Origin of the sequence: Oceaniglobus trochenteri (genome assembly GCF_020529025.1) — a bacterium.
Taxonomy (GTDB): domain Bacteria; phylum Pseudomonadota; class Alphaproteobacteria; order Rhodobacterales; family Rhodobacteraceae; genus Oceaniglobus; species Oceaniglobus trochenteri.
The window spans coordinates 186,696-198,849 of sequence record NZ_JACNMM010000004.1 but is presented as its reverse complement, the minus strand read 5'-3'; the positions used below and the strand labels follow the sequence as shown (position 1 = coordinate 198,849).

The 12,154-nt window shown below is 63.6% G+C and carries 14 protein-coding genes; all 14 read right to left on the bottom strand.

What is annotated here, in order from left to right; all coding sequences use genetic code 11:
- Nucleotides 1–340: 340 nt before the first annotated feature.
- A complete protein-coding gene (gene nuoK / locus H7828_RS08340; protein ID WP_226780560.1) occupies nucleotides 341–646 on the bottom strand; it encodes an NADH-quinone oxidoreductase subunit NuoK in 306 nt (101 codons plus the stop codon).
- 136 nt (nucleotides 647–782) lie between these two features.
- On the bottom strand, nucleotides 783–1,397 hold the full coding sequence (locus H7828_RS08335) for an NADH-quinone oxidoreductase subunit J (protein WP_226780559.1): 615 nt from the start codon (nucleotides 1,395–1,397) through the stop codon (nucleotides 783–785).
- 51 nt (nucleotides 1,398–1,448) lie between these two features.
- Complete coding sequence (nuoI, locus tag H7828_RS08330; RefSeq protein WP_226780558.1) at nucleotides 1,449–1,943, bottom strand: NADH-quinone oxidoreductase subunit NuoI; 495 nt, start codon at nucleotides 1,941–1,943, stop codon at nucleotides 1,449–1,451.
- Nucleotides 1,944–1,946: 3 nt separating this feature from the next.
- On the bottom strand, nucleotides 1,947–2,984 hold the full coding sequence (gene nuoH / locus H7828_RS08325) for an NADH-quinone oxidoreductase subunit NuoH (protein ID WP_226780557.1): 1,038 nt from the start codon (nucleotides 2,982–2,984) through the stop codon (nucleotides 1,947–1,949).
- Between the two features lie 36 nt (nucleotides 2,985–3,020).
- Nucleotides 3,021–3,416 (bottom strand): hypothetical protein, encoded by a 396-nt coding sequence (locus tag H7828_RS08320; RefSeq protein WP_425354941.1) that lies wholly within the window; start codon nucleotides 3,414–3,416, stop codon nucleotides 3,021–3,023.
- 4 nt (nucleotides 3,417–3,420) lie between these two features.
- The gene (nuoG, locus tag H7828_RS08315; RefSeq protein ID WP_226780556.1) at nucleotides 3,421–5,439 is read right to left on the bottom strand and encodes an NADH-quinone oxidoreductase subunit NuoG; all 2,019 of its coding nucleotides are present in this window, start codon (nucleotides 5,437–5,439) and stop codon (nucleotides 3,421–3,423) included.
- Between the two features lie 181 nt (nucleotides 5,440–5,620).
- Nucleotides 5,621–6,028, bottom strand: a complete 408-nt coding sequence (locus tag H7828_RS08310) for a DUF5333 domain-containing protein (protein ID WP_226780555.1) — start codon at nucleotides 6,026–6,028, stop codon at nucleotides 5,621–5,623.
- Between the two features lie 136 nt (nucleotides 6,029–6,164).
- Nucleotides 6,165–6,632, bottom strand: a complete 468-nt coding sequence (locus H7828_RS08305; RefSeq protein WP_226780554.1) for a DUF3291 domain-containing protein — start codon at nucleotides 6,630–6,632, stop codon at nucleotides 6,165–6,167.
- Entirely contained in the window at nucleotides 6,629–6,985 is a 357-nt protein-coding gene (locus H7828_RS08300) for a hypothetical protein (RefSeq protein ID WP_226780553.1), read from the bottom strand. The genes H7828_RS08305 and H7828_RS08300 overlap by 4 nt, the downstream gene beginning before the upstream one ends.
- An 80-nt stretch (nucleotides 6,986–7,065) precedes the next feature.
- Nucleotides 7,066–8,364 (bottom strand): NADH-quinone oxidoreductase subunit NuoF, encoded by a 1,299-nt coding sequence (gene nuoF, locus H7828_RS08295; RefSeq protein WP_226780552.1) that lies wholly within the window; start codon nucleotides 8,362–8,364, stop codon nucleotides 7,066–7,068.
- A 15-nt stretch (nucleotides 8,365–8,379) separates the two neighbouring features.
- The gene (locus H7828_RS08290) at nucleotides 8,380–8,613 is read right to left on the bottom strand and encodes a DUF5337 domain-containing protein (RefSeq protein ID WP_226780551.1); all 234 of its coding nucleotides are present in this window, start codon (nucleotides 8,611–8,613) and stop codon (nucleotides 8,380–8,382) included.
- Nucleotides 8,614–8,644: 31 nt separating this feature from the next.
- Nucleotides 8,645–9,946, bottom strand: coding sequence for an NADH-quinone oxidoreductase subunit E (locus H7828_RS08285; protein ID WP_226780550.1), 1,302 nt, complete (start codon nucleotides 9,944–9,946; stop codon nucleotides 8,645–8,647).
- An 80-nt stretch (nucleotides 9,947–10,026) separates the two neighbouring features.
- Complete coding sequence (locus tag H7828_RS08280) at nucleotides 10,027–11,235, bottom strand: NADH-quinone oxidoreductase subunit D (RefSeq protein WP_226780549.1); 1,209 nt, start codon at nucleotides 11,233–11,235, stop codon at nucleotides 10,027–10,029.
- A 1-nt stretch (nucleotide 11,236) separates the two neighbouring features.
- On the bottom strand, nucleotides 11,237–12,115 hold the full coding sequence (locus tag H7828_RS08275; RefSeq protein ID WP_226780548.1) for a sulfotransferase: 879 nt from the start codon (nucleotides 12,113–12,115) through the stop codon (nucleotides 11,237–11,239).
- Nucleotides 12,116–12,154 lie beyond the last annotated feature (39 nt).

Here is a 12,154-nt window from a genome sequence, read left to right as displayed (position 1 = left end):
CTGTCGTGGTATTTTGCAAAGGCCGTCCGGGAGTTGTATTGTGTTCTTACCGAACCCGATCCACGCGAGACACCTACCACTAGCGTCTCGCCGGATTGACATGATGTCGCACGCCAATGACTGTATTGTTCGCCCCCCATGCTGACAAAACTGACGAATACCTTCTGAGAGACCAAACCATTTCCGAGATCTTGAGGTGCTTCTCGGCTGTAATGATAATTATCCGTCGCGATACAAGCTTCGGGTTCGTTTAAGACAGAATTGCCTGCGCCCGCTTGTCGAAAAGCGTTGCATGAGGTCACGGACACCAATGCGGCTAACGGTAGAATAGCCACTCTCCTCATCCCTTCATCACGTTGACGTCTTCAACGTCGATGGTTCCGCGGTTGCGGAAGAAACAAACGAGGATCGCCAGCCCGATCGCGGCCTCGGCGGCGGCGACCGTCAGGACGAACATGGTGAACACCTGGCCCACCAGATCGCCCAGGAAGGACGAGAAGGCGACGAAGTTGATGTTCACCGCCAGCAGCATCAGTTCGATGCTCATCAGGATGATGATGATGTTCTTGCGGTTCAGGAACAGCCCGAAGATGCCGATCACGAACAGTGCGGCGGCAACGGTAAGATAATGTTCGATTCCGATCATTGGGTGATTTCCCGTGTCAGGTCAGTCTTGCGGGCGCTCAGCCCAGGAACGAATAGCCGCCGAACAGAACGATCAGCACGACCACCAGCACCACGATTGTATTGCGCGACATCACATTCTCCTTTTGCGGCAGGCATCAAAGCCCCTGCCCCGGCTTCACGTCCTTCACTTCCATCGCCAGCGCCGGATCGCGCATCATCTGGGCGACGACGTTCTGACGTTTCACATCCGCGCGGTGGCGCAGGGTCAGGACGATGGCGCCGATCATGGCGACCAGAAGGACAAGGCCGGAGAGCTGGAATTGCAGCAGGTAATCGTCATAGATCAGCTGCCCCAGCATGGCGGTGTTTTCGGTGTTGCCATATTCGGCAGCGACGGCGGCGCGCAGCCCTTCGGCCTGCTCCGAGGCTTCCCAGACGCCGAAGGCGATGCCAAGCTGCATCAGGATCACGATCCCGATCAGCAGGGCCAGCGGCATGTACTTGGTCATCTCGGCCTTGAGCTCGGCGAAATCCACATCAAGCATCATGACGACGAAGAGGAACAGAACCGCCACGGCGCCGACGTAGACGATGATCAGAAGCATCGCCACGAATTCGGCGCCAAGGATCACGAACAGGCCCGCCGAGGACAGGAAGGCGAGGATCAGCCAGAGCACCGAATGCACCGGATTGCGGCTGACCACGGTGAACAGACCCGCCGTCACGACCGTGATCGAGAAAAGATAGAATGCGAATGCCGCAGCGCCCATCGTTCAGTTTCCTTCGTTCGGTTGGCCTCTGACGGGCCTTCGTGCAGTGCGTTACCGGTACGGCGCGTCGATTTCGAGGTTGCGGGCGATCTCCGCCTCCCAACGCTCGCCGTTTTCCAGCAGCTTGGTCTTGTCATAGTAGAGTTCTTCGCGGGTTTCGGCCGAGAACTCGAAATTCGGGCCTTCGACGATGGCATCGACCGGGCAGGCCTCCTGACAGAAACCGCAGTAGATGCACTTGGTCATGTCGATGTCATAGCGCGTGGTGCGGCGGCTGCCGTCCTCGCGCGGTTCGGCGTCGATGGTGATGGCCTGGGCGGGGCAGATCGCCTCGCACAGCTTGCAGGCGATGCACCGCTCCTCGCCGTTGGGATAGCGGCGCAGGGCGTGTTCACCGCGAAAGCGCGGCGACAGCGGGCCTTTCTCGTGGGGGTAGTTGATCGTCGCCTTGGGGGCGAAGAAATATTTGAACCCCAGCTTGAAGCCCTTGAAGATGTCGAACAGCAGGAAATAGCGGCCTGCGCGGGCATAGTCGATGTTTGCCATGGATCAGCCTCCAACGGCCCAGCGGGCATAGGCGCCGCCGAACATTTCAAAGTGTGCGAAGAACGAGACCAGGACGACCCAGAACAGCGAGAAGGGCAGGAACACCTTCCAGCCAAGGCGCATCAACTGGTCATAGCGATAGCGCGGCACGATGGCCTTCACCATGGCGAAGAGGAAGAAGAAGATCGCCATCTTGCCAACCATCCACAGCGCGCCATCGGGCAGGCCGGGGATCGGCGACAGCCAGCCACCGAAGAACAGCAGCGAGGTCAGCGCGCACATCAGGAAGATGGCGATGTATTCGCCCGCCATGAACAGCAGGAAGGGCGTGCTGGAATATTCCACCTGGTAACCGGCCACCAGTTCGGATTCCGCCTCGGGAAGGTCGAAGGGCGGGCGGTTGGTTTCGGCCAGGGCCGAGATGAAGAACAGGAAGACCATCGGCAGGTGCGGCAGCCAGTACCAGTTGAACAGGCCAAAGTCGCCGTCCTGCGCACGAACGATATCGCTGAAGTTCATCGACCCGGTCGAGATGATGATGCCGATGATGATCAGGCCAAGGCTGACCTCATACGAGATCATCTGTGCCGCCGAACGCAGCGAGCCGAGGAACGGGTATTTCGAGTTCGACGCCCAGCCCCCCATGATCACACCGTATACTTCAAGCGAGGAGATGGCGAAGACGTATAGGATGGCGACGTTGATATCGGCCAGCACCCAGCCGTCACTGAAGGGAATCACCGCCCAGGCGACCATGGCCAGAACAAAGCTGGTCATCGGGGCCATCATGAACACCGTGCGGTCGGCACCGGCGGGAATCACGATCTCCTTGACGACGTATTTCAGCGCGTCGGCCACCGATTGCAGGATGCCGAACACCCCGACCACGTTGGGCCCGCGCCGCATCTGGACGGCGGCCCAGATCTTGCGGTCGCCATAGACGAGGAACAGCAGCGAGATCATGACAAAGCCGATGACCAGCAGGCACTGCGCCACGACAAGCAGGGCAATGCCCGGTCCGGTGGAAAGGAATTCAGCCATTATCTGTCACCGTGTCCATCTTAAGCATGGGCCTTCTCAAACCGTTGGTATTCCGCTTTCCCGGCAACGCGCCACGACGACTTCTGCGTCGATGGTGCGCACGCCCCGGGGCAGGGCTGGCGATATGGTGTAAACAGCATCGCCGCGCCAAATGCCACCCTCTTCGTCCACATTCGTACGCACATGCCGCGCAAATCCATAGCCGCGGATCAGTGCATACTGCGCCGCAGCACACTCGGCATAACGCTCAACGTCGGTGGGTTGCAAGGCGCCACGCGCCTCGACAAGAAAGTTCACCAGATCGCCGTCCAGAAGCCGGGTCTGCACCCCCAAATAGTCGGGCACCAGCCCCAGCTGATCGACCGTCGGATTGGCCGGCTGGCAGGCCGTCAGCGCACCGACGGCCAGAATCGCTGCGATCCTGGCGTGCAAGGCGCTACTCCGCCGCGAGCTTCTGTGCGCCGCGTGCCTTTGCCCTGGCTGCCATTTCGCCCATCAGGGCACTGGCCCGAGCAATGGGATTGGTCAGGTAGTGTTCGCGCACCGCCGGGGCGAAGGGCGCATCGGAGATGTCGCCCCCGTCGACCAACTGCCACTCGTTCTCGGCAACCTCGTCGATCCGGCCCAGGTGCGGCACCTCGGCGATCAGCGCCTTGCGCAGTGCCGCGAGGGAATCGTAGGGCAAGGTCGCGCCCAGTTCGGCGGACAGGGCGCGCAGGATGGCCCAGTTGTCCTTCGCCTCGCCCGGGGCGAAACCCGAGCGCAATGCCAGTTGCGGTCGGCCCTCAGTGTTGACGAAAAGGCCCTGCTCCTCGGTCCAGGCGGCGCCCGGCAGAATCACGTCGGCGCGGTGCGCGCCCCGGTCGCCGTGGCTGCCCTGGTAGATCACGAAGGGGCCGGCCGGGATGTCGCCCTCGTCGGCGCCGAGGTTATAGACCACTTCGGCCCCGTCCAGCGCGGCGGTGATCCCGCCTTCGGTCACGGCGCCCACGTCCATCGCCCCCACACGGGCCGCGGCGGTGTGCAGGATCAAGAGGCCCGCCTTCGACTTTTCCGCCGCTGCCATGGCCAGGGCCAGAACCGCCGCGCCGTCGTCGCGGCACAGGGCGCCCTGCCCCACGATCACAAGTCCGGGGCCGTCCTTTTCCGGGTCATAGCCGCTGTCGTCCATATCCTTCAGGACGGCCGGACCGGTGCCTAGGTGGCGATAGTCATAGGTCAGATCCGCCGCCTCGCCCACCAGCGCCACATTGGCGCCACGCAGCCAGGCCTTGCGGATACGGGCATTCAGAACCGGCGCCTCGGTGCGCGGGTTCGTTCCCACCAACAGGATGCTCTTGGCGTTGTCGATATCGGCAATCGTCGCCGTCCCCGCATAGCCCGAGCGGTTGCCGATCGGCAGCTTGGCGCCATCCGTGCGGCATTCCATCGTGCCGCCCAGACCGTCGACGATTCCCTTCAGGGCGAAGACCGCCTCGACCGGGGCCAGATCACCGACAACACCGGCCACCTTCTTGCCCTTCATGGCATTGGCAGCGGCGGCCAGGGCCTCGGGCCAGGTGGCAGGCTGCAGCTTGCCATCGACGCGCACGTAGGGCCGGTCCAGCCGCTGGCGACGCAGACCGTCCCAGACGAAACGCGACTTGTCGCTCAGCCATTCCTCGTTGATGCCGTCGTGGTTGCGCGGCAGCAGGCGCATCACTTCGCGCCCCTTGGTGTCGACGCGGATGTTGCTGCCCAGGGCGTCCATCACGTCGATGGTTTCGGTCTTGCTCAGCTCCCAGGGGCGGGCAGTGAAGGCATAGGGCTTGGAGGTTAGCGCGCCGACGGGGCAAAGATCGATGATGTTGCCCTGCAGTTCCGAATCAAGCGTCTGCCCAAGGTAGGAGGTGATCTCGGCATCCTCGCCCCGGCCCGTCTGGCCCAGTTCGGGCATGCCGGCCACTTCGGTGATGAAACGAACGCAGCGCGTGCAGGAGATGCAGCGCGTCATGTGGGTTTCAACCAGCGGGCCAAGATCCATGTCGGTATTGGCGCGCTTGGGTTCGCGGTAACGCGAGAAATCGACGCCATAGGCCATGGCCTGATCCTGAAGATCGCATTCGCCGCCCTGATCGCAGATCGGGCAATCCAGCGGGTGGTTGATCAGCAGGAATTCCATGACCCCTTCACGGGCCTTCTTCACCATCGGGCTGTTGGTCTTGATGACCGGCGGCGCACCTTCCGGCCCCGGACGCAGATCGCGCACCTGCATCGCGCAGGAGGCGGCCGGCTTGGGCGGTCCGCCCACGACCTCGACAAGACACATCCGGCAGTTGCCGGCGATCGACAGGCGTTCATGATAACAGAAGCGCGGAATCTCGATTCCCGCCTGTTCGCAGGCCTGAATCAGGGTCATGGCCTGATCGACCTCAACCTCGGCTCCGTCGATGATGATCTTGCGCAGGGTGCTCATCGCGTTCGTCCTTCCCTTAACCGGGCCCATGGCCGGGCCGACGGGCGGCCCCAAAACCGTTGCATTGGCGGCGGTCGCCCGCGCCAAAGGTTATCCCTGTCTTGGAACACTTCGCCGGAATTCGCAACGCCGTTTCCCCGCCCTGCGGCAGCTTGGCCCGCAATTTCCGCACCTTGCCGCGTCAGTTCGCGGACAACAGTCGCCCCGCAGCGGTATCGGCGGCGATCTCCTCAAGCCCGACCTTGCAATAGCCCTCGGGATTGCCCTGTTTCACGCCGCGCTTGGCCAGATCGGCGCGGATGCGGGCGCGCAGGCGCTCCTTCTCGGCCCTGTCTTCGACCAGGGCGCGAATCTGGTCCTCGGAATAGCCGGCCTTGCGGGCATAGCGTTCGATGGATTTCAGATAGGTATAGGCCCGGATCATCCGGGGCGAGATGGAGGGGCAGTTCTTGCGCACCTCGTCGGCCAGACCGATGGCATAGAACATCGACACCACCGTCTTCTCCTGGTGCAGGGGGGTAAGGGCCAATGCGGGGGCGGCCATGGAAAGGCCCGCCGCAAAGGCGACGCTGGTGAGAAACTTGGTCATGGTGACTGCTCCGATTTGTGGTTCCGAGGTGTCCGCACACTCCAAAACGCCGCGCCTTGCGGCGTGGTTGCAAAGAAACTGGCCCGTCGGCCGCATCAAATCAAGGGCATGAGCCGAATCACGCGCAAACGTGAGGTCAGTCGGCGCGCTTCAGCCAGGACCAGCCAAAGGCGCGGTCCGAGGGGCCGTCGCGATCAAGAAGATCGAACCGCGCCTTGGCCTCGGCGATGGTGGGGCGGTGACCCTCGGGCACCCACCACATGACCAGGCGCAGAACGGCGCCCATGTCGTACCATTCGTGGCGGCGGTCGTAGAACCGCTTGTGCACGGTGTTCCAGACGAAATGTTCAAGGCTGGGCACATCGCGCCAGACCGACAGGGTGCTGGCCGTGCGCGGATTGCCCCCCAGCACACCCGCAACATCGTTCTGCGCTGCCTCCATGTCGTCATCGCCCAGCCGCCAGACAAAACCGGGGCTGCGCGCGGCGACACGATTCACCAGGTCCAGCCCGTTGACGAAGTCGGCAACGCGCGGATCGTCCCAGTCATGCGACAGGATACCGACGTTGAATTCCGCGATGTGATGGCCTGCGGGCTGTTTCACCGGGCCGTGCAGGCGCCCGAAAAGACAAGGCCGCCCTTGTCGTCGCGCGTTGCCTGCCATTCGCCGCTGGCGTCGGTGTCCCAGTCGATGGCCGAGCCGCCGAAGTTCAGAAGGCAGTAACCGGTGGCCGGATGGCGCGCGCTTTCGCGGACATCCGCGATCGAGGCGCCGTTGGCCGCCACGCGCACCGAAAAGCGGCGCGCATCGTCGCCCTTGGACAGCTTCGATTGGAACGGCAGCACGATCTCGGGCTCGGCCTTGGCAAAGCCCAGGCGTTGCTGAACACCACAGCCGCCAAGGCCCGTCGCCAGAACCGCGCCCAGAATGGCAAGTCGTCCCAGAACTGCTGTCATTTGCGGGCCTCTCCCTGCCGTTGCGCTGCCCAGACATATCCGGGAAGCGCGGTTTGTCACAAGCTTTTGTTCCGCCCCGCCTATTCGGCGGCAACCGCGCTGCTGCGCCCGGCGCGCTTGTGCTTGATCCGGTCCTCGATCTCATCGCGGAAATGGCGGATCAACCCCTGGATCGGCCAGGCGGCGGCATCGCCAAGCGCGCAGATGGTGTGGCCCTCGACCTGCTTGGTCACGTCCAGCAGCATGTCGATTTCCTCAGGCTCGGCGTTGCCCTTCACCAGGCGGTCCATCACCCGCATCATCCAGCCGGTGCCTTCACGGCAAGGCGTGCACTGCCCGCAGCTTTCATGCTTGTAAAAGGCCGAGAGGCGCCAGATTGCCTTGATGATGTCGGTATCGTTGTCCATCACGATGACGGCGGCGGTGCCAAGGCCCGACTTCTGCTCGCGCAGCCAGTCGAAATCCATGATCGCCTCGTCCTTCATGATCTTGCCGGGCAGCAGCGGAACCGAGCTTCCCCCCGGGATCACCGCCTTGAGGTTGGACCACCCGCCGCGGATGCCGCCACAGTGACGTTCGATCAGTTCCTCGAAACTGATCGACATGGCCTCTTCCACCACGCAGGGGTTGTTCACATGGCCCGAGATCGCAAACAGCTTGGTGCCCGCGTTGTTGGGGCGGCCGAAACCGGCGAACCATTCGGGACCACGGCGCAGGATGGTCGGCACAACGGCAATGGATTCGACGTTGTTCACCGTCGTCGGGCAACCGTAAAGCCCGGCGCCCGCCGGGAACGGCGGCTTCATGCGGGGCATGCCCTTCTTGCCCTCAAGGCTTTCCAGAAGCGCGGTTTCCTCGCCGCAGATATAGGCCCCGGCCCCGTGGGACAGGTAAAGATCGAAATCCCAACCCGATCCGGCGGCGTTCTTGCCCAGCAGACCGTCGTCATAGGCGGCGTCGATGGCCGCCTGAAGCGCCTCGCGCTCGCGGATGTATTCGCCGCGGATGTAGATATAGCAGGCGTTGGCGTTCATGGCGAAAGACGCGATCAGGCAGCCTTCGATCAGGGTATGCGGATCATGGCGCATGATCTCGCGGTCCTTGCAGGTGCCCGGTTCGGATTCATCGGCGTTCACCACCAGGTAGGCCGGGCGCCCGTCGCTTTCCTTGGGCATGAAGCTCCACTTCAGGCCGGTGGGAAAACCCGCTCCGCCCCGACCGCGCAGCCCCGAGGCCTTCATCTGGTCGATGATCCAGTCGCGACCCTTCTTGATGATGTCGGCGGTGCCGTCCCAATGCCCGCGCGCCTTGGCGCCCGCCAGCGAACGGTCGTGCATACCATAGATATTGGTGAAAATCCGGTCCTGGTCTTTCAGCATGTCGTCTACCTTACCTCAGCGGGTCCTGTCGGCGCGCCGTTTGCGCCAGACCCTGTATGTCACCACCAACGCCCAGACCATAACGGCCAGCGCGGCGAAATCGAACAAAAACAGCACCCGGGTCGTGACAAGCCCCTGCGACCCGGCAAACTGAAGGATCATCCAGATCACCACCGCCCCGGCAATCGCGAAACCCGCCGCGCGTTGTTGGCGGGCCAGCGACAATTCGGGATCGGGGCGGTCGTTCATCCTGTGCCTTTCAGCGCATCACATCGCGCGATCAGTAGTCGGCCCGCTTCGAAAACTCGGTCTCGCCACCGGTCGCCAGGATCTTCGCCTGGGAAACCCAGTCATCCCGCGTCACGCGGCCGTGGAACCCTTCGAGGTTCTGATCGACCCAGGCGATTTCCGCCGGCGTCCATGCGGCGACCTGATCGAAGTGGAAGAAGCCCAGATCGTGCAGGACCTGCTCGAGCTTCGGCCCGACGCCCTTGATCATCTTCAGATCGTCGGGCTTGCCGTCGCGCGCCGATTCCAGGGCGGCGGGGCGCACGGCATCCTCGGGCGCGATTTCTGCGGCCTTCGTCTCTTTCGCCTCTTGCGCCCTGTCGGCCTGACCCTTGGGCGCAGTGCCGGCGGCGGCATGGCCATCGTCGGCCGAAATCTCGTCGCCGCTCACGTCCTTGCCCTTGGGCGCGGTCTTGCCGGCGTCGGGCCTGCCCTTCTCGGTTTCCTGGGCTTCCTGCTTGGTCACCCCGGTGTCATCGGCCGCCGCATTGCGCGATGGCTTGGGCCCCGGCGTGGGCCGGTCGGTCCGGGCCGAGGGCGGCATCAGGTCATCGCGCGCGCTGTCCTGGCTGGCGCCTTCGTTGCGCGCCCGTGCCCAGGGGGCGATCAGCGGCACTTCGGTGCCGTCGATCCGCTTGATCGTGTCGCCAAGATCGGTGGCAAGCCCGGCACTGGCGTTGTACTGGGGGCGGCCTTCGAAATGGTCGGTCAGGCTGGTCAGCCCGCTGGCCGGTTCGGCGGCATAGCGGCCGTTCTGCGGCCCCGGCACCGGCACGTTGCCCGCCGCCAGGTCATCCAGAAGTGCCGCCAGCTTGTCGGCGGTCAGGTCTTCGTAATAATCCTTGCCGATCTGGGCCATGGGCGCGTTGGCGCAGGCGCCAAGGCATTCCACCTCCTCCCAGGAAAACTTGCCATCGGCGCTCAGCTGATGGGGGGCCTTGGCGATCTTGTCGCGGCAGACCGCCACCAGATCCTCGGCCCCGCAGATCATGCAGGATGTGGTGCCGCAGATCTGGATATGGGCCACCGAACCCACCGGCTGAAGCTGGAACATGAAATAGAAGGTCGCAACCTCCAGCACCCGGATATAGGCCATGTCGAGCATCCGCCCGATCTCTTCGATCGCGGGGCGGGTCAGCCAGCCTTCCTGTTCCTGCGCGCGCCACAGAAGCGGAATCACCGCGCTGGCCTGGCGGCCTTCGGGAAACTTGGTCATCTGCGCTTCGGCCCAGGCCTGGTTGGCGGGGGTGAAGGCAAAGCTGTCGGGCTGTTCGGGGTGGAGACGGCGGAGCATCAGTTCGGATCCCTGTGGTCTTGGCAGAGGGCGGAGCCTCCGGCGGGAGTATTTTGGCAAAGAAGAAACATGGGCGCGGCCTACCTGTCGATCTCGCCGAACACCACGTCCATGGTGCCGATGATCGCGGCCACATCGGCCAGCTGGTGGCCCGAAGCGACGTGATCCATGGCCTGAAGGTGCAGGAATCCCGGCGCGCGCAGTTTCGCGCGGTAGGGCCGGTTGGTGCCGTCGGCGACGAGGTAGACCCCGAATTCGCCCTTGGGCGCCTCGACGGCGGCGTAAACCTCGCCGGCGGGAACGTGGAAACCTTCGGTGTAAAGCTTGAAGTGGTGAATCAGCGCTTCCATCGAGGTTTTCATGTCGCTGCGGGTGGGCGGCGCCATCTTGCCGCGGGCCATGACCGGCCCCGGCTCCTTGCGCAGCTTTTCGCAGGCCTGGTGGATGATCCTGATCGATTCGCGCATCTCCTGCATCCGCACGAGATACCGGTCATAGCAGTCGCCGTTCTTGCCCACGGGAATGCCGAATTCGAATTCGTCATAGCATTCATAGGGTTGCGAGCGGCGCAGATCCCAGGCCATGCCCGATCCGCGTACCATGACACCGGAAAAGCCCCAATCCAGCGCCTCTTGTTCGGTGATGACACCGATGTCGGCATTGCGCTGCTTGAAGATGCGGTTCTCGGTCAGCAGCCCGTCGATATCGGCCAGGACGCGGGGGAAATCCTTTGCCCAGGCGTCGATATCCTCGATCAGTTCGGGCGGAAGATCCTGGTGCACGCCGCCGGGGCGGAAATAGGCCGCGTGAAGCCGCGCGCCGCAGGCCCTTTCGTAGAAGATCATCAGCTTCTCACGCTCTTCAAAGCCCCAGAGCGGCGGCGTCAGCGCGCCGACGTCCATGGCCTGGGTCGTGACGTTCAGAAGATGGTTCAGGATGCGCCCGATTTCCGAGTAAAGGACCCGGATCAGCGAGGCGCGGCGCGGCACCTCGGTCTTGGTCAGCTTTTCGATGGCCAGGCACCAGGCGTGTTCCTGATTCATCGGGGCCACGTAATCAAGCCGGTCGAAATAGGGCAGGTTCTGCAGGTAGGTGCGCGATTCCATCAGCTTTTCGGTGCCGCGGTGCAGCAGGCCGATATGGGGGTCGCAGCGCTCCACGATCTCGCCGTCCAGCTCCAGCACCAGGCGCAACACACCATGGGCCGCAGGGTGCTGTGGCCCGAAGTTGATGTTGAAGTTGCGGATCTTCTGTTCGCCCGTCAGCGCGTCGTCGAATTGTCCGTCCATCTCAGACCCTCACCATGTTTGCCTGCCAGGCTTCCGGCAGGCGGCCCATCCGTCGGGCCACATCTTCGTATTGCGGCACCAGCCATTCCCGCGCCTTGTCGCGCAACGGCCCGGGCATGTCCAGCGCCGAGCCTTCATGAACGCGCCGTGCCTGTTCGCCCGTTTGCGGGGCGATGCCCAGAAAGCCGCAGATCCGCGCCATTCCGTCGCCGCCGAACAGGTCTTCGTAAAAGACCGTCAGTTGCTTTTCGGGCGCCACGGCCTGGTCCAGCCGCCCAAGCGCGCCGGCATAATCGCCACGCATGGAAATCTCGTCCTCGCCGCCCGCGATCGTGCGGTTGAGGATATTCTTCGCGCGGTTCGGGTCAACCGTCCCGTCTTCGCCGCGCCGTGCGGCCATCATCCGCACGTGGGACCAGAGCCGCGCCACCGGGTCGCGCAGGACGTAGACAAAGCGCACATCCTCGCTGAGGGTGGCCATGCTGCGCAGCCGTTCGACCGGCAAAAGCGCATAGGCCGGCGTCACGTCACCCACCACCTTCGCGGATTTGCGGCCCTTCATCAGGTAGTCGAGATAGGCGGCTTTGTCCTCTTGCCCGCGGGCCAGCACGGCAAGCCAATCGTCACGGTCCTGCACCCGTCGGGCCAGCCCACCACGACGCAAAAGCGAGGTGGCAGCGCGCTTCTGATCCAGCGCATCGCGCCAGCGGGTCATCTGGGCGTGCTGTTCGGCCAGCTTGCCCTTTTCCAGCCCGTCGAAGTAATGCAACTCCTTGACGCTGCGAAAGTGGCATTCGGGGTGCCGGGCAAGCGCATCGTGCAACCAGGAGGTGCCCGATTTCGTCGCCCCGACACAGAACATCACGACAGGTGCGGCCATGGCTCAGCCCCCGCAACAATCGCCAGGTCGCGCAAAGGG

Excerpts from the sequence above, each read along its gene's own strand:
- nuoI (WP_226780558.1), bottom strand. The coding sequence starts at position 1,943 with ATGGCAAACATCGACTATGCCCGCGCAGGCCGCTATTTCCTGCTGTTC.
- nuoK (WP_226780560.1), bottom strand. The coding sequence starts at position 646 with ATGATCGGAATCGAACATTATCTTACCGTTGCCGCCGCACTGTTCGTG.
- H7828_RS08285 (WP_226780550.1), bottom strand. The coding sequence starts at position 9,946 with ATGCTCCGCCGTCTCCACCCCGAACAGCCCGACAGCTTTGCCTTCACC.
- H7828_RS08300 (WP_226780553.1), bottom strand. The coding sequence starts at position 6,985 with ATGACAGCAGTTCTGGGACGACTTGCCATTCTGGGCGCGGTTCTGGCG.
- H7828_RS08335 (WP_226780559.1), bottom strand. The coding sequence starts at position 1,397 with ATGGGCGCTGCGGCATTCGCATTCTATCTTTTCTCGATCACGGTCGTG.
- H7828_RS08280 (WP_226780549.1), bottom strand. The coding sequence starts at position 11,235 with ATGGACGGACAATTCGACGACGCGCTGACGGGCGAACAGAAGATCCGC.
- nuoF (WP_226780552.1), bottom strand. The coding sequence starts at position 8,364 with ATGCTGAAAGACCAGGACCGGATTTTCACCAATATCTATGGTATGCAC.
- nuoG (WP_226780556.1), bottom strand. The coding sequence starts at position 5,439 with ATGAGCACCCTGCGCAAGATCATCATCGACGGAGCCGAGGTTGAGGTC.
- H7828_RS08290 (WP_226780551.1), bottom strand. The coding sequence starts at position 8,613 with ATGAACGACCGCCCCGATCCCGAATTGTCGCTGGCCCGCCAACAACGC.
- H7828_RS08310 (WP_226780555.1), bottom strand. The coding sequence starts at position 6,028 with ATGACCAAGTTTCTCACCAGCGTCGCCTTTGCGGCGGGCCTTTCCATG.
- H7828_RS08275 (WP_226780548.1), bottom strand. The coding sequence starts at position 12,115 with ATGGCCGCACCTGTCGTGATGTTCTGTGTCGGGGCGACGAAATCGGGC.
- nuoH (WP_226780557.1), bottom strand. The coding sequence starts at position 2,984 with ATGGCTGAATTCCTTTCCACCGGACCGGGCATTGCCCTGCTTGTCGTG.